Raw genomic sequence first — 15,771 nt, 5'->3', positions numbered from 1 at the left:
CTAGGACAGGAGGCTGTCGAGCGCCCCTTGTCCGCGGCTTAGCTGGCCCAGATAACTGTCGGTGTCGATATTCGCCCCGCAGACGATCACCCCCACACGCCGCCCGGCCAGCTGCCCGCGCAGGGGCCCGAGCGCCCCGGCCATCGCAGCCCCGGCAGCAGGTTCCACCGCCAATTTCGCCGCCTGTTGCAGCACCACCATCCCGGCGCAGATCGCATCATCGCTGACCGTCACCACATCATCGACATAGACCGCACAGAGCGCATGACCGAAGGGCAGCGCCATCGGCGGGCCAAGGCTGTCGGCGATGGTATTGACCTGCGGGATGGTCACGGGTGCGCCAGAGGCGAGGCTTTGCGACATGCTGTCGGCCCCTTCAGGCTCCACGCCATAGACCCGACATGCGGGGTTGATCGCTTTGACCGCCGCAGCCACACCGCTAATCAGCCCGCCGCCGCCGACAGAGACGACGACCGCGTCCAAATCCGCCACCTGCGCCATCAGTTCCAGCCCCACGCCGGCAGCGCCGAGCGAGGTGTGCAGCCCCTCGAAAGGATGGATAAAGAACCGCCCCTCATCACGCACGAGCCGCTCCGCCTCGGCGAAAGTCTCGGTCCCCGCGGGTTTCAGGATGACCTCGGCCCCGGTGGCGCGGGCGAGAGCGACGCGGAAGGGGTTGGCGTTGTCCTGCATCACCACCTTGGCGCTGATGCCAAGCTTGGCCGCGGCCCAGCCTGCTGCGATGGCGTGGTTGCCCGCACTGGCTGCGGTGATGCCCCGCCCACGCGTGTCGTCGTCAAGCTGGCGCGCCACCGACAACGCGCCGCGGGCCTTGAAGGTGCCGGTATGCTGAAAACACTCCAGCTTGAGCGTAACCCGCGCGCCGCCCAGCACATCATCAACCATGGGAGAGGAGAGCGTCACCACCGGCGTTTGCAAGATATCGCTGCGCAACGCGGCGGCCCGCGTCTGCATCGCCTCCAGCGTCATCCCGGTAATGTCCACGTCGTTCATTCAGCCGTTCCCTTCGGGTGTCCTTAGGGGAACAATAGCCTCGGTTTTGTCTTCTGCCAGTTCTTCGAAGTCGAAATTATGCAAGCGGCCCGCGCGTTTGGCGGCTTTTTCGCTGCTGACTTTGATCTCCTCGACATCGCGCCGCGCTTGGCTGAAATGCCGGTCGAGGTTGCCGACACGCATCGCTAGACGCTCAACATCCTTGTTCAGATTGCCCAACTCACGGCGGATCGCCCCCGCTTGTTCACGCATCCGCGCATCTTTCAGGATCGCGCGCATGGTGTTGAGCGTGGCCATGCAGGTGGTCGGGCTGACGATCCAAACGCGCTTTTCAAACCCCTCGCGGACCAGTTCGGGGAAGTTGGCGTGCAATTCGGCATAGACGGCTTCGGAGGGCAGGAACATCAAGGCGCCCTCGGCTGTCTCGCCCTCCAGAATATATTTGTCGGCGATGGCATTCAGATGCACCCGCACGGCGACCTTCATCTGCTGGGCAGCGGCGCGGGTCTCTGCCTCGGTCTTGGCGCGGCGCAGGGCCTCATAGGCCTCTAGCGGGAATTTACTGTCGATCACGATCGGGCCGGGTGGGTTGGGCAGATGGATCAGGCAATCGGGCCGCTTGCCGTTGCTGAGCGTGGCTTGCAAAGAATAGCTGTCGCTCGGCAGGGCTTTCGACACGATATCGCGCAGTTGGATTTCACCAAAGGATCCGCGCGTTTGTTTGTTGCTGAGGATGTCTTGCAGCGACAGCACGTCGCCCGACAGTTTGGTGATATTATCCTGCGCCTTGTCGATCGAGGCCAGACGCTCCTGCAACTGCGCAAGACTGGTGGTGGTGCGTTTCGACGAGCCGTGCAGCGTCTCGGTCATGCGCTGCTGCATCTCAGCGAGCGAGCGGGCCGAGCGGGCGGCGTTGTCGGCCAGCCGGTCCTGCATCTGCTGCTGCACATAGGCAAGCCGCGCCTCCATGCTTTGCATCATCTGCGCTTGGGTGTTGCTTTGTGTGTCTGAGACCATCTGCAACCCGCCGCGCAGCTGCTCCTGCCCCTGCCCCAACTGTTGCACATGCCCCCCAAGCACGCGCATCTGCTGCGCCAAGGGGGCGGCCACGCGGGCCGAGCGGCCAGCGGCGCGGACCGCCATGATCAGCAAGATAAGGATGAGCAACAGCAGCCCTGCCCCGGCAAGGGCGGCCAGCGTCACAGGGTCAGACAGGTTCAACGTCGTGCCGCCAAGCTCCATCAAGTGCGCCCGAAAAGCCGTTCGATGTCGGCGAGTTTGAGTTCGACATAGGTGGGCCGCCCGTGGTTGCACTGGCCGGAGTGCGGGGTCGCCTCCATCTCGCGCAACAGCGCGTTCATCTCTTCGGCGCGCATCCAACGGCCCGAGCGGATCGAGCCGTGACAGGCGACCCGGCTCAGGATCGCTTCGATCTTGGCCTGAACGATGTTGCTGCTGTCGCCGTCGGCCAATTCGTCCAGCACATCAAGGATCAGCGCGCGGGCGTTGACGGTGCCAAGGATCGCGGGCGTTTCGCGCACGGCGATGGCGCTGCCACCGAAGGCTTCGATGCCAAGGCCGAGTTTGGCAAGCTCGTCCGCCAGTTCCAGCAGCCGCGCGCAGTCATTGGTGGATAGCTCGACAATCTCGGGGATCAGCAGCGCTTGGGCGGCGACGCCGTTGGCTTCCATCTGGCGCTTCAGTTTTTCATAGACCAACCGCTCATGCGCCGCGTGTTGGTCAACGATGACCATGCCATTGGTGGTTTGGGCGATGATGTAATTCTCATGCACCTGCCCCCGAGCGGTGCCGAGCGGGTAGTCGGGGGCGGGGGCCGCTTCCTCGCCCTCGGGCGCGGCAGTGAACGGCGCGGGCGCTTCGGGCATCGGCGTGCCCTCCACCCGGCCCCAGACGCCCGCAGTTTCGGCAAAACCCGGCGCCTGCGCCTGATAAGCAGCTTGCCGCGCGGCGGGGCTGGGCCGGTCCATGCCAGCGCGGTCCATCTGATAAACCCGAGCACCCTGTGGCTCTGGCTGCATCGCGCCCAAGGTCGCCTGCGCCACGGTGGTCGAAGCGCGGTGCCCCGCCTCGGCCAGCGCATGACGCAGGGCCGAGACGATCAGCCCGCGCGCCAAACCGGGATCGCGGAAGCGCACCTCGGATTTCGCGGGATGCACGTTTACATCGACCAGCGTTGGCGGGCATTCCACGAACAGCGCCGCCGCCGGGTGGCGGTCGCGGCTGAGGAAGTCAAAATAAGCGCCGCGCAGCGCCCCGGTCAGCAGTTTATCCCGCACTGGGCGGCCATTCACGAAGAGATATTGCGCCACGGCAGAGCCGCGCGAATAGGTCGGCAGGGCAGCGAAGCCGGTCAGATGCAGCCCCTCGCGCATCGCGTCGATCGGCAGGGAGTTTTCCGCGAACTCTCGGCCCAGCACCTGCGCCAAACGGCCATGAAGCGCCGCAAACAGATCGCCCTGCTCAGCCTCGGCGCGGAACACATCGCGGCCCTTGCCGTCGCCCGACACATCGCGCAGCACGAAGCGCACGAAGGGTTCGGCCATGGCCAGCCGCTTGATGACATCGCCGATCGCCTGCGCCTCGGCCCGGTCCGTGCGCAGGAACTTGAGCCGCGCAGGTGTGGCGAAAAACAGATCGCGCAGGGTCACGATGGTGCCGCTGTTCAGCGCCGCCGGGCGCACCTCGCCCATGCGGCCACCGTCGACGGTAATCTCGGCCCCGTCAAAACCAGACGCTCGGCTGGTGATGGTCAGCCGCCCGACAGCACCGAGGGACGGCAACGCCTCGCCCCGAAAGCCGAAAGTGTGGATATCAAGCAGGTCAGAGCCATCGATTTTGGAGGTCGCGTGGCGCGACAAGGCCAGCGCCAAGTCTTCGGGCGCGATGCCGCAGCCATCGTCGGTCACGCGGATCATCGTCTTGCCACCGTCGGCATATTCTACGGTGATGCGCCGCGCGCCCGCATCTATGGCGTTCTCGACCAGTTCCTTCACGGCGGAAGCGGGGCGTTCGACCACCTCGCCCGCAGCGATGCGGTTGATCGCGGAATCGTCCAACTGGCGGATGACGGGGCGGTTTTCGCTTATATTGGGGGTCGGGCTTGGCATACCGCAAGACCTAGCATGGGCCGTTCCGATTCTGCCAGATCGGATTGCGTCTATCAGAGGGGGAAGACAGAGTCAGCGGACCGCCGCCAAGACTGGGGCGATCCGCTTCTGGGTCGGCTACTCGGCGCACTGGTGCTTTTGTTATTCCGGTCTTATCAGCGCGGCGGGCGACCCGGGTACAAGTCGTCTCCGAAGGAGCTTGCCACCTGTATAGACGCAGGACGAATCACAGGTCAAAGCAAAAGCGAATCGGTTGCCCAGAAAACGAATCGTTGCGATTCGATTAAGCGGCGGGGGCAGCAGCGCCTCTTTGCCGATGCGGCCCCATAAGTGCCGAAAACCCAAGGATAACCCCTGAAACCGTGGCGATCATCCCCGCCGCGGACACCGAATCCCGCATGCCGATCCAAAGCGGCCCGTACCCCGCCAGCACATAGCCCAGCACAGCGGCTAGCGTGGCAAAAAGCACCGACCACGCAATCTGGTACTCCAAACGGTTGGTCATCATCCGCGCGGCGGCGGGGGGGCAGATGAACATGGCGATGACGATGATACTGCCCACCGCGTCAAAGGCTGCGACGGCGGCGATGGCGGCAACGATCACCAGCCCTAGGCCCAGTGGCCCGGTCTTCATGCCGATGGTACGGGCGAAGCCCTCGTCGAAGGTGCTGATCTTGAGCGGTCGCCAGAAGATCGCGGTAAAAAGCGCGACGAAGAGCAGCGTCACCGCCATGCGCGGCAGCTCCACCGGGAGGGTCGCCAGCGCCTCGGGGTCGAACAGCGACCCCCAGCCGGTCGCATCCAGCCAGATCAGGCTTTCAAGGTTACCGTAAAGCGCATGTTCCACGTCGAGATGCACATTGCTGGTGTCTGATTGCTCAAGCAGCAGCACGCCGCCCGCGAACATCGCGGTAAAGACCACGCCCATCGCCGCGCCGGATTCGATCTTGCCCAAACGCAGCACGCCTTCGATGGCCAGCACGGCGACCAGCGCCGCCCCCGCAGCGCCCAGCAGCATCGGCCAAGTGCTGACCACGCCGGTCAGCAGGAACGCCACGACGATCCCCGGCAGCACCACATGGCTGATCGCATCGCCGATCAGCGCTTGGCGGCGCAGGACGAGGAAATTCCCCGGCAGGGCACAGGCCACGGCGACGAAGATGCCGGTCAGCATCGGCACCAGTGAGAGGGGGACAAATTCAGAACCGTTCATGCCATCACCCCGCCGCGCATGTCGATGCGGCTGTCAATTTCGCGGATTTGGTCGGCGGTCAGCACCGTCTCGATGGGGGTTAGACCGTCATATTGCTGGGCCGCCGCCTCGTATGCCGGATCGCGGCGGATGAGCTGCCAGCGGGTCTCATCCCGCAGCGCCTTGGCGGCGCGGCCCCGGCCTGCTTTGGTGGCGACCCCATCGGGCAGCGCATAGCCCTCGGCGCGCAGCAGACGGAGGGTGAGTTGTTCGTAGATCGGTTGCCCATGGGCCAACGCCAGTAGCCCCTGCCGCAGATGCACCCGGCGCTGGTACCGGCGGTGGCGTAGCAGAGCCGACAGCGCTCCGCGCCCCGGGGCCAGCAGCAGCGACAGCGCAAAGAGCGCAAAGCCCACCAGCACGATGATCGGTCCCGTCGGCAGGTTTGGTTGCGCCGCCGACAGCGCCGCGCCGACATAGGCCGCGATGCCGCCAAGCGCGCCGGAGATCAGCACCACGTGATCGGTCCGCTCGCTCCAGAACCGGGCGGTGACGGGCGGGATGATCAGCAGTGCGACGATCAGGATCAGCCCGACGATCTTGAGCCCCACTACCGTCACGGCCAATACCAGCCCCATCATCGCCAGATCGGTGCGCGGCACGTTCTGGCCAATGGCGGTGCCATATTCGGGATCAAACGACGCCAATGTCAGCGGGCGGCGCAAGAGCAGCACCAGCGCCAGCGTCAGCGCCGCCGCGACGGCGATGATCAGCGCATCGTTGCGCAGCATCCCGGCGGTAGAGCCCAAGAGAAAATCCTCCAGCCCCGCCTGTCGCCCCGCGCTCATGGTCTGGATCACCGTCAGCAAGACGATGCCAAGCCCAAAGAAGACCGACAGGACCGAGCCAATCGCCGCATCTTCGGCCAGCCGTGTGCGGTTGCTGAGCCATGAGACCAAAAGCAACCCCGCCGCCGCAGACAAGGCCGCGCCCAGCAGCAGGCCGATCAGGTTGCGGCCGTCCCCGCCAAGCGCGACCATCACCATGAAAGCCAGCGCCACACCCGGTAGCGTCGCATGCGAGATCGCATCGCTGACAAGCGCCCGCTTGCGCAGGAATAGAAAGGTGCCGCCAACCCCCGCAGCCATGCCCAGCAGGGTGGCCCCAAGTGTTACCAGCGTGGCGTTATAGCCCAGTTGCAGCGTCAGCGCGTCCCAGATCATGACAGCTGCAACGCATCCATCTGCGCACCCGCCAAGCGGCCGCCATAGGCGTCTTGCAAGTGGTTGGCTTGGAACACCTCTTCGACACTGCCTTCGGCGACGCGGTGGGTGTTGATCAGGAAAACATTGTCGAAATACTCGGCCACGGTCGATAGGTCATGGTGAACCGCCACAACCGTTTTGCCTGCGTCGCGCAGCGATTTCAGCACGGCGATGATCGCCTTTTCGGTTGCCGCATCGACCCCGGCAAAGGGTTCGTCCAGCAGATAGAGGTCTGCATCCTGCGCCAAAGCCCGCGCAAGAAACACCCGCTGTTGCTGGCCACCGGAAAGCTGGCCGATCTGACGGGTGGCGAAATCTTCCATCCCGACGCGGGCCAGACAATCGGTAGCGCGGGCGCGGTGCACAGGGCGGATGCGGCCAAGCAGGCCCAGTTGCGGATAGAGCCCCATCAGCACCACGTCGATCACGCGGGTCGGGAAATCCCAATCCACGCTGGCGCGCTGCGGCACATAGGCGATGCGGTGACGTTGTTCGGAGACCGGCTTGCCATAGACGGTGGCGGTGCCCGCCAGCGGCGTCAGAATGCCTAAGGCGGCCTTGAGCAAAGTCGACTTACCCGCACCATTCGGGCCGATGATCGCGGTCATATTGCCCGGCTCAACGGTCATATCGACCGAAAAAACCGCTGGCTTCTGTCCGTAGGAGACGGTCATGCCGCGCACGGCGAGCGGGCTATCGGCGCGGGAGGTGGGCGCGGTCTCACGGTTGCTGGCGAGTTCAAGTGTCATGGATCAGCTTCCCTGTACCAGCTTGCCGTTCATCCCGCCCGCATCCACCGACGCGCCAAGTGCGCGGGCGATGGTGGTGACGTTGTGATCGATCATACCGATATAAGTGCCCTCATAGCTACCCGGTTCCCCCATGGCGTCGCTATAGAGCGAGCCGCCGATCACGACCTCATGACCGCGCGCCGCAGCGCCTTCGACCAGCGCGCGCATGTTGCGGTCGGAAACCGACGTTTCGACAAAGACGGCGCCGATTTCGCGGTCGACCAGTTCATCGACCAATGCAGAGATGCGGTTCAGCCCCGCCTCGCTGTTGGTTGAGATGCCCTGAATGCCGATCACCTCGAACCCAAAGGCGCGTCCGAAATAGCTGAATGCGTCGTGGGCTGTGACCAGCACGCGCTGGCTCTCTGGCACCTGTGCCACGGTCTCGGCGGCATAGCTGGCCAGATGTTCCAGCTCGGCGCGGTAGGTGGCCGCGTTCTGGGCGAAAGTCTCGGCTCCCGCAGGCTGGGCCTCGGTCAGGGCGCGGGTGACTTCATCAACCACAGCAAACCATGTGTTCGGGTCCATCCAGACATGCGGATCATAGCGGCCCTCGTAATCCGGATGGCTGAGCAAATCGTCCTTGGGCAGTGCATCGGCCACGGCAACCACGGCGCGCTTGCGGCCCAGATCCTCGAAAAACCGCTCCATCTGCGCCTCAAGGTAGAGACCATGCCAGAGCACCAGATCGGCCCGTGTCAGCGCCACGATGTCACTGCGCGTCTGGCGGTAGCTGTGCGGATCGACCCCTGAACCCATGAGCGAGCGGACCTCGACCAATTCGCCCCCCACGCGGCGAGCGGCGTCGGCGATCATCCCTATCGTCGCGACAACGTTAAGTTTTTGCGCTGCGAAGGCGGCTGGCGTAGCCCCGAGAAGTGCAACGGCACTGATGCCACCGATTAAAGCGGTGCGGCGGGAAGGGCGAAGCAGGTCAGATGTATTTTCCATGAGACATTAATGAGAACGATTCTCAATTAAGTCAACAGTTGAGAATGGTTCTCATTAACAATTGCGGCATCTTGCCTGTTTTTCGGGCAATCGCCCCGTGACGCGGGGTTAGCGTCGCTTGCCTTGCCCCCGGCCCCATGTCATTTTGCCCGCCTGACCAAACCGGAGAGACCCGATGGCCACCCAAACGACCCCGCGCGAAAGCACGACTGAAACCGGCGCGACCGGCCATCTGCCGCAAGTGACCGAACGACGTGTCGAGCCTATGCCGCTTGATATGGATTGGCTGCGCTCTGTGCAGGCGAACACCTCGGCGATCGAGCGCCGCGCCGCCGCCCTGCCCGCCCGCCGTTCGCTGAAAAAGGCGCATCAGGCCGCGTGGCTGCTCCGCGCCGTGACCTGTATCGACCTGACGACCCTATCGGGCGACGATACCGCGCGCCGGGTTGAGCGGCTCTGCGCCAAGGCGCGCCAACCGATTGCGCCCGATCTGCTTGATGCGCTTGGCATGGCCCCGATCACCACCGGTGCGGTTTGTGTGTACCACGAGATGATCCCCGCCGCGCGCAAGGCGCTGGAAGGGACCAATATCCCGATCGCTGCCGTTTCCACCGGTTTCCCGGCGGGCCTGTCGCCGCTGGAACTGCGCATCCGCGAGATCGAGATGAGCGTTGAGGCAGGGGCGACAGAGATCGACATCGTGATCTCGCGCCGTCATGTGCTCTCGGGCGACTGGCAGGCGCTTTACGATGAAATGCGCGCCTTCCGCGAGGCCTGCGGCGAGGCCCATGTGAAAGCGATCCTTGCCACCGGCGAATTGGGCTCGCTGCGCAATGTCGCGCGCGCGTCGCTGGTTTGCATGATGGCCGGGGCCGATTTCATCAAGACCTCGACCGGCAAGGAAAGCGTCAACGCCACCCTGCCTGTTAGCCTCGTGATGATCCGCGCGATCCGTGAGTATTATGAGCGCACCGGTGTGCGCGTGGGCTACAAGCCCGCGGGCGGCATCTCGAAGGCCAAGGATGCGATCACCTATTTGGCGCTGATGAAGGAAGAGTTGGGCGACCGTTGGTTGCAGCCCGACCTGTTCCGCTTTGGGGCGTCTTCGCTCTTGGGCGACATCGAGCGGCAGTTGGAACATCATGTGACCGGCAACTATTCGGCGGCTTACCGCCACGCGACCTCCTGAGCCTGTTGCAGGCTGCGGGACGGTATTTGGAAAAGGATGAAGGCATGAGCGTGTCCGAGATTTTTGAGAGCATGGAATACGGGCCGGCCCCGGAATCGGCGGCAGATGCGCTGGCGTGGATCGTCGATCAGGGCGGGCGTTTTGGTCACTTCATTGATGGGGCGTTCACCGCGCCGGGAGCAGGTTTTGACAGCACCAACCCGGCGACGGGTGAGGTTTTGGCAAGTCTGACGCAGGCGACGCAGGGTGATGTTGATAGCGCGGTGAAGGCCGCGCGAAAGGCGCAGCCGAAGTGGGAGAAGCTGGGCGGCCATGGCCGGGCGCGGCATATCTATGCGCTGGCGCGGTTGTTGCAGAAACACGCGCGGTTGTTTGCGGTCTTGGAGGTCTTGGACAACGGCAAGCCGATCCGTGAGGCGCGCGATATCGACGTGCCTTTGGCGCAGCGACATTTCTATTATCACGCGGGCATGGCGCAGTTGATGGACAACGAGTTGCCCGATGCGCAGGCGCTTGGGGTTTGTGGGCAGATCATTCCGTGGAACTTCCCGCTATTGATGCTGGCGTGGAAGATCGCGCCCGCGCTGGCGATGGGCAACACGGTGGTGTTGAAGCCTGCGGAGTATACTTCGCTGACAGCGCTGCTCTTTGCTGACATTTGCCGTCAGGCGGGCCTGCCGAAGGGTGTGGTTAACATTGTCACCGGTGATGGTGCCGTGGGCGAGATGATCGTCACCCATGAGGATATCGACAAGATCGCCTTTACCGGCTCCACCGCCGTGGGGCGCCGCATTCGTAAGGCGACGGCAGGCTCGGGCAAGGCGCTGACTTTGGAGTTGGGCGGCAAGTCGCCCTACATCGTCTTTGATGACGCCGATCTTGATAGCGCCGTTGAGGGGCTGGTTGACGCGATTTGGTTCAATCAGGGGCAGGTCTGCTGTGCGGGCTCGCGGTTACTGGTGCATGAGCCTGTTGCGGACCGGTTCTATGCCAAGCTGCGCACCCGGATGGAGAAGCTGCGTATCGGCGATCCGCTGGACAAGAGCATTGACGTGGGCGCGCTGGCCGACCCGGTGCAATACAAGCGCGTGAGCGAGATGGTGGAGGCGAACACTGCGGGCGAGCGGTTTGTCACGCCGGGGGAGATGCCTGAGAATGGGTGTTTCTATCCGCCGACGCTGATCACCGGACTGAACCCGGCCGATACACTGATGCAGGAAGAGATTTTCGGGCCGGTGTTGGTCTCCACCACCTTCCGCACGCCGAGCGAGGCGGTGCAGCTTGCCAACAACACGCGCTATGGGCTGGCGGCGACGGTCTGGACCGAGAATGTGAATCTCGCCCTTGATATTGCGCCGCAGTTGGAGACCGGGATCGTTTGGATCAACGGCACCAATATGATGGATGCGGCGGCCGGGTTTGGCGGCAAACGCGAGAGCGGCTTTGGCCGTGAGGGCGGCTGGGAAGGTCTGGCGGGCTATACCAAGCCCAAGGTTTCCGCCAAACCGTTGAAGGAGATCGAAGCCTTCACCGGTGAAGGTGGCCCGGAAGACGGGATCGACCGCACGGCAAAGCTTTATATCGGGGGCAAGCAAGCCCGGCCCGATGGGGGGTATTCCGCACCGGTCTGGGGCAAGTCCGGCGGGCTTTTGGGGCATGTCAGCCTCGCCAACCGCAAAGATGTGCGCAACGCCGTTGAGGCGGCGCATGCGGCGAAGGGGTGGTCGAAAACCTCTGGCCATCTGCGGGCGCAGATCCTTTATTATATTGCCGAGAACCTCTCAGCGCGGGGCGATGAATTCGCCGCGCGGCTGGATGCGATGCAGGGGGCGAAGGCGGGTCGCAAGGAGGTTGATGCCGCCATTGACCGGCTGTTCACCTATGCCGCTTGGGCCGACAAATACGACGGTCAGGTGCATGGGGTGCCGATCCGGGGCGTGGCGCTGGCGATGAAGGAGCCTGTGGGCGTGATCGGGGCGCTTTGCCCGGCAGAGGCACCGCTTTTGGGCCTGATTTCTTGCATGGCCCCCGCCATCGCCATGGGCAACCGCGTGATCCTTTCGGCGAGCGAACCCTTCCCGCTGGCGGCGACCGATTTCGTGCAGGTTTTGGAGACTTCCGACGTGCCTGCCGGTGTGGTGAATATCCTGACCGGGCCGCAGGCCGATCTGGCCGACCCGATGGCGCGGCATATGGACATTGATGCCGTCTGGAGCTTTGGCGCGGCGGAACTGTCCGGCGTGGTTGAGAAAGGCGCGGCGAGCAATATCAAGCGCACTTGGGTCAACCACGGCATGGCGCGCGATTGGTTCGGGGCCGAAGGCGCGGGGCGTGCATTCTTGCAGGCCGCGACAGAGGTCAAGAATATCTGGGTGCCCTACGGCGAATAAGCCCTGACGCCCGAGACAAGTTGAAAGCGCCGCCCCTTTTCGGGAGCGGCGCTTTTGTCATTCCTGCGGTAAGGTGGAAGCCTCAAGCCCTTCAGGCTGGCCGACCACGACGAAGTGCAGGTTCTCCGGGTCCAGCAAATCCGCCGCGACGCGCTTGACGTCGTCCAGCGTGACCGCTTCGACCTTGTCGTTGCGGGTCGCGATATAGTCGGTCGGCAGATCAAGCATCTGCATGCCGACGAGGATATTGGCAATCGGGCTGTTTCCGTCAAAACGCAGGGGATAAGCGCCGGTGATATAGGTCTTGGCGGCCTCCAGTTCCTCTTGCGTGATGCCTTCAACAACGGCTTTGGCCCATTCGGCGCGGATCACGTCAATCGCCTCACCGATACGGTCATTGGCCGAACTGACGGAGCCGAGGTAGGTCTCAGCCAGATCACGCGGGGCGAGGTAGGAATAGACGCCGTAGGTCAAGCCACGCTTCTCGCGCACCTCGGTCATGAGACGGGATTCGAAACCGCCGCCGCCGAGGACGTGGTTCAGCACTGTCGCAGTGAACCAATCGGGATCGTCCTGCGCGAGGCCCGGCTGGCCGAAGATCGCAACGGATTGCGGTGTGGCGAAATCGACCACGGTTGTGCCCGCGGGGATATCCACATCGGTGCGCGGGGGCATCGGCGCACCCTTGGCGGGCAGATCGCCCAGCAGGGTATCGAGCAGCTTGCCCAGTTCTTCGGGGGTGATGTCGCCCACGGCGCCGACATAGATGCGGTCACGGGCCAGCACGGCGCTATGCGCCTCAATCAAGTCGTCGCGGGTCAACCCGGCCACCGTCTCAAGCGTGCCGTTTAGAGAACTGCCATAGGGATGGTCGCCAAAGGCGATCTTGTCGAAGGTCTGGCGGGCGATCTCATTCGGGTCTTTCTGGTTCGACTGGATGTTTGAGATCACCTGACCGCGCACCCGCTCTACCGCATCTTCGTCAAAGCGCGGCTCCAACAATGCGGCGCGCAGAAGCTCGATGGAGGCGTCGCGGTTTTCGGTCAGGAAACGGGCCGAGACGGAAAGCGAGTCATCCGACACGTCGAAGCTGAGGTTGGTTGCCAGCGCTTCGGTCTCGCGGCTGAAGGCACGCGCGTCCATGTCGCCTGCGCCCTCTTCCAGAAGGCCGGTCATCAGGTTGATCGCGCCGCGTTTGCCGGGGGCGTCCAGAGATGCGCCGCCCCGGAAACGGATTTCCAAGGCAACAAAGGGGATCGAATGTTCTTCGACCAGCCAAGCGGTGATGCCGCCGGGGCTGGTGACGGGTTGAATGTCGACTTCGGCACGGGCGGGGAGTGCGGCAAACGCCGACAAGATCAGGGCGTAGAAAAATCTCATTGCGCGTCCTCCTTCATCAGCCATCCGGTGACCGATGCGCGTTTGTCGAACAGGGTGCGGGCCGCCTGCATGATGTCTTCGGCGGTGACGGCTTGCAGCACGTCGGGCCAATCTTGCACGTCTTGCACCGTTAGGCCGATGGCGAGGGCCGAGCCATAGCGGTTTGCCACGCGGTCGGCATCGTCGCGGGCGTAAATCTGATCAGCGCGCAATTGCGCCTTGAGGCGCTCAAGATGCTCGGGGTCCACCCCGGCCTCCATGAATTGCACGAGCACCTCGTCCAGCGCCTCTTCGGCCTGCTGGAGGCTAACGCCGGGCACGGGCAGCACCACGACATCAAAGGTCGTGTCGTCGAGCGTATCAGCCTTGTAAAAGGCGCCGGTGTAATTGGCGATCTGTTCGTCGAATTGCAGCTTTTCAGCGAGGTAGGAGGTTGTGCCGCCGCCCAGCAATTCGCTGAGAAGCAAAAGCGCCGCCGCCCCTTCCTGCGCACCGCTGTCGCGCTCCTGCGCGAGGTAGGAGCGGCGCACATAGGGCTGGGCCACGCGGGCATCTTTGTAGATCAACCGGCGTTCGGCGATCTGCGGCGGCTCTGCGGTGCGCAGGCGCTCGGGTAACTCCGGGTTAGCGGGGATCTGACCATAGGTGGCTTCGGCCAATTCGCGTACGTCCTCGGGCATCACATCGCCGGAGACCACAAGGATGGCGTTGTTGGGCGAATAGTAGAGCTCATAGAACGACAGCGCATCTTCGAGGTCCAACTCCTCCATCTCATGTTTCCAGCCGATGATCGGCACGCCGTAGCGGTGGTTGAGATATTGCGCGGCGTTGAGCTGTTCGCTGAACAGGGCGGCGGGGTTGTTCTCGGTCCGCTGGTTGCGCTCTTCCAAAATCACATCGCGTTCGGTTTCGATGTTTTCGGGGGTGAGGCGGATGTTCTTCATCCGGTCGGCCTCCATCTCCATCATCAGGCCGAGACGGTCAGCGGCGACGCGCTGGAAATAGGCGGTGTAATCGTAGCTGGTGAAGGCATTGTCGCGTCCGCCGTTGGCGGCCACGGTGGCGGAAAATTCGCCCGACTCCAGCTTATCGGTGGCTTTGAACAGCAGGTGTTCAAGAAAATGCGCCACCCCGGATGACCCTTTGGGTTCATCGGCTGAGCCTGCGCGGTACCAGACCATCTGCTGCACGACCGGGGCGCGGTGGTCTTCGACGACCACGACCTCCATGCCGTTATCGAGGGTGAAATGGGTTACCGCCTCATTCTCGTTATCGCGCGCCTGCGCGGAGGGGGCTGTGAAGAGCGTCGCCACCAGGGCCGCCATCATCGGCAGTCGGATCATTGCTTACCTCGAAATATATCGCCTCCCGCATTACCTACGCGGTCTGACGCTACATTCAAGAAGCCTAGCGAAAACGTGTGTCTTGCGGAGGGTAAGACGGCGTACGCCCGCCTGCGTTGCGCCAGCGCTCTGCCTCGCTATAGGCATCGAGTGTTTGCCGCTGGTAGGCTTGGCTGTAGCGATCCACCGGCACGATGCGGAACTGGGTGAAGCGACCCTTGCGTTTGCGGAACTCGGCATCGGACTGCGCCAATGTGCCGCGAATACCGGGCTGTACACCCATCCGGCCTGCATGTTGCACCAGTGCTGCGTCGCCTGCGGGGATACCACCGGATGTATCCAATCGCCCGCCAAAGGCTGCAACGCCTTCTGCAATCGCCGAACGATCGGTCAGGTTCGCCTGCCCCGGTGTGGGGACGGGCAAGCTGTTCAAACTGTCAGGGCGTTCCAGCGGCTTGACCGGTTGGATCAAGAACTCATCCGGGCCGTCAGAAACAGGCTGCAAATCGCGAAGGCCCTGATTGCTGCAGGCGGCGAGGGCCAGCGGGATCAAGCTGATGAGGGCAATGCGACGCATGGTGTCTCCTTTCGGGGTCTGCCTCTCAATATCGCAGGCAGGCGGGCAATGTCACTGACCTTTTTTGCCCCGGCGCTTGGACGCGCTTTTTGGCTCTCCGGTAAAGAGGATCAGGCCCAAGGCTCCGGCGAAAATGAAGACATCGGCAAGGTTGTAAACAAAGGGATTATTGATGCCACAGCAAGAGTTATTCAGGAAATCGAGCACATAGCCATAGATCAGCCGATCCGCCACATTCGCCAGCGCCCCGCCGACCAACATCCCGCCGCTCAGTTGCGCCCAACGCCCATGCGGGCTGCGCCACAGCCAAACAGTGACGCCCGCGCAGATCGCCAGCGCCAGCACAATGAGCACCCATTGGCTCATGTCGCCACCGAGGCCGAAGTTGATGCCGCGGTTTTCACCATAGCGGAAGTTCAGCACCGGCGGCAGCACATCAATGGAACGGATACGTGCCAGTTCCATCATGTGAATGACCACATATTTGCTGATCTGATCGATCAGAAAGGCCACAAAGGCCGCGATGCCGAATGTCCGCATGGTGCTGCCCT

Annotated in this window: 13 protein-coding genes; 2 read left to right on the top strand and 11 right to left on the bottom strand. The window is 63.4% G+C overall.

What is annotated here, in order from left to right; genetic code table 11:
• From BM229_RS12265 to BM229_RS12235, 7 genes are all read right to left on the bottom strand, one after another.
• Positions 1-1,014, bottom strand: coding sequence for a pyridoxal-phosphate dependent enzyme (locus BM229_RS12265; protein WP_093927901.1), 1,014 nt, complete (start codon positions 1,012-1,014; stop codon positions 1-3).
• Positions 1,015-2,259: a DNA recombination protein RmuC gene (locus BM229_RS12260; RefSeq protein ID WP_093927900.1), complete on the bottom strand. Its 1,245-nt coding sequence runs from the start codon at positions 2,257-2,259 to the stop codon at positions 1,015-1,017.
• On the bottom strand, positions 2,256-4,142 hold the full coding sequence (gene mutL / locus BM229_RS12255) for a DNA mismatch repair endonuclease MutL (protein WP_093927899.1): 1,887 nt from the start codon (positions 4,140-4,142) through the stop codon (positions 2,256-2,258). The genes BM229_RS12260 and mutL overlap by 4 nt, the downstream gene beginning before the upstream one ends.
• A gap of 283 nt (positions 4,143-4,425) precedes the next feature.
• Positions 4,426-5,355: a metal ABC transporter permease gene (locus BM229_RS12250; RefSeq protein WP_093927898.1), complete on the bottom strand. Its 930-nt coding sequence runs from the start codon at positions 5,353-5,355 to the stop codon at positions 4,426-4,428.
• Positions 5,352-6,557 carry a metal ABC transporter permease gene (locus BM229_RS12245; protein WP_093927897.1) on the bottom strand — a complete coding sequence of 402 codons (1,206 nt, stop codon included), beginning with the start codon at positions 6,555-6,557 and terminating at the stop codon, positions 5,352-5,354. The genes BM229_RS12250 and BM229_RS12245 overlap by 4 nt, the downstream gene beginning before the upstream one ends.
• A complete protein-coding gene (locus BM229_RS12240; protein WP_093927896.1) occupies positions 6,554-7,348 on the bottom strand; it encodes a metal ABC transporter ATP-binding protein in 795 nt (264 codons plus the stop codon). The genes BM229_RS12245 and BM229_RS12240 overlap by 4 nt, the downstream gene beginning before the upstream one ends.
• 3 nt (positions 7,349-7,351) lie before the next feature.
• On the bottom strand, positions 7,352-8,341 hold the full coding sequence (locus tag BM229_RS12235) for a metal ABC transporter solute-binding protein, Zn/Mn family (RefSeq protein ID WP_093927895.1): 990 nt from the start codon (positions 8,339-8,341) through the stop codon (positions 7,352-7,354).
• Between the two features lie 175 nt (positions 8,342-8,516).
• On the opposite strand from BM229_RS12235, the gene deoC reads away from it, so the two are divergent.
• Positions 8,517-9,530 (top strand): deoxyribose-phosphate aldolase, encoded by a 1,014-nt coding sequence (deoC, locus tag BM229_RS12230; RefSeq protein ID WP_093927894.1) that lies wholly within the window; start codon positions 8,517-8,519, stop codon positions 9,528-9,530.
• Between the two features lie 44 nt (positions 9,531-9,574).
• The gene (locus tag BM229_RS12225; RefSeq protein WP_093927893.1) at positions 9,575-11,920 is read left to right on the top strand and encodes an aldehyde dehydrogenase family protein; all 2,346 of its coding nucleotides are present in this window, start codon (positions 9,575-9,577) and stop codon (positions 11,918-11,920) included.
• A gap of 57 nt (positions 11,921-11,977) precedes the next feature.
• Here the strand turns inward: BM229_RS12225 and BM229_RS12220 are convergent, their stop codons facing one another.
• The 4 genes from BM229_RS12220 to lspA all read right to left on the bottom strand — a co-directional run bounded on the left by BM229_RS12220 (position 11,978) and on the right by lspA (position 15,760).
• Positions 11,978-13,300: a M16 family metallopeptidase gene (locus tag BM229_RS12220; RefSeq protein WP_093927892.1), complete on the bottom strand. Its 1,323-nt coding sequence runs from the start codon at positions 13,298-13,300 to the stop codon at positions 11,978-11,980.
• Positions 13,297-14,643: a M16 family metallopeptidase gene (locus tag BM229_RS12215; RefSeq protein WP_244152166.1), complete on the bottom strand. Its 1,347-nt coding sequence runs from the start codon at positions 14,641-14,643 to the stop codon at positions 13,297-13,299. Before BM229_RS12215 ends, BM229_RS12220 begins: the two co-directional genes overlap by 4 nt.
• A 64-nt stretch (positions 14,644-14,707) precedes the next feature.
• Positions 14,708-15,220, bottom strand: coding sequence for a DUF3035 domain-containing protein (locus BM229_RS12210; RefSeq protein ID WP_093927890.1), 513 nt, complete (start codon positions 15,218-15,220; stop codon positions 14,708-14,710).
• 51 nt (positions 15,221-15,271) lie between these two features.
• Entirely contained in the window at positions 15,272-15,760 is a 489-nt protein-coding gene (gene lspA, locus BM229_RS12205; protein ID WP_093927889.1) for a signal peptidase II, read from the bottom strand.
• Positions 15,761-15,771: the final 11 nt, after the last annotated feature.

The sequence above is a fragment of the Sulfitobacter dubius genome, assembly GCF_900113435.1.
Taxonomy (GTDB): domain Bacteria; phylum Pseudomonadota; class Alphaproteobacteria; order Rhodobacterales; family Rhodobacteraceae; genus Sulfitobacter; species Sulfitobacter dubius.
The sequence above is the reverse complement of the archived record's forward strand: the minus strand, read 5'-3'. Positions and strand labels throughout refer to the sequence as shown.

Bases quoted from the DNA above. Each gene is read 5' to 3' on its own strand.
- BM229_RS12210 (WP_093927890.1), bottom strand. From the start codon at position 15,220: ATGCGTCGCATTGCCCTCATCAGCTTGATCCCGCTGGCCCTCGCCGCC.
- lspA (WP_093927889.1), bottom strand. From the start codon at position 15,760: ATGCGGACATTCGGCATCGCGGCCTTTGTGGCCTTTCTGATCGATCAG.
- BM229_RS12220 (WP_093927892.1), bottom strand. From the start codon at position 13,300: ATGAGATTTTTCTACGCCCTGATCTTGTCGGCGTTTGCCGCACTCCCC.
- deoC (WP_093927894.1), top strand. From the start codon at position 8,517: ATGGCCACCCAAACGACCCCGCGCGAAAGCACGACTGAAACCGGCGCG.
- BM229_RS12240 (WP_093927896.1), bottom strand. From the start codon at position 7,348: ATGACACTTGAACTCGCCAGCAACCGTGAGACCGCGCCCACCTCCCGC.
- BM229_RS12250 (WP_093927898.1), bottom strand. From the start codon at position 5,355: ATGAACGGTTCTGAATTTGTCCCCCTCTCACTGGTGCCGATGCTGACC.
- BM229_RS12245 (WP_093927897.1), bottom strand. From the start codon at position 6,557: ATGATCTGGGACGCGCTGACGCTGCAACTGGGCTATAACGCCACGCTG.
- BM229_RS12225 (WP_093927893.1), top strand. From the start codon at position 9,575: ATGAGCGTGTCCGAGATTTTTGAGAGCATGGAATACGGGCCGGCCCCG.
- BM229_RS12265 (WP_093927901.1), bottom strand. From the start codon at position 1,014: ATGAACGACGTGGACATTACCGGGATGACGCTGGAGGCGATGCAGACG.
- BM229_RS12235 (WP_093927895.1), bottom strand. From the start codon at position 8,341: ATGGAAAATACATCTGACCTGCTTCGCCCTTCCCGCCGCACCGCTTTA.
- BM229_RS12215 (WP_244152166.1), bottom strand. From the start codon at position 14,643: ATGATCCGACTGCCGATGATGGCGGCCCTGGTGGCGACGCTCTTCACA.
- mutL (WP_093927899.1), bottom strand. From the start codon at position 4,142: ATGCCAAGCCCGACCCCCAATATAAGCGAAAACCGCCCCGTCATCCGC.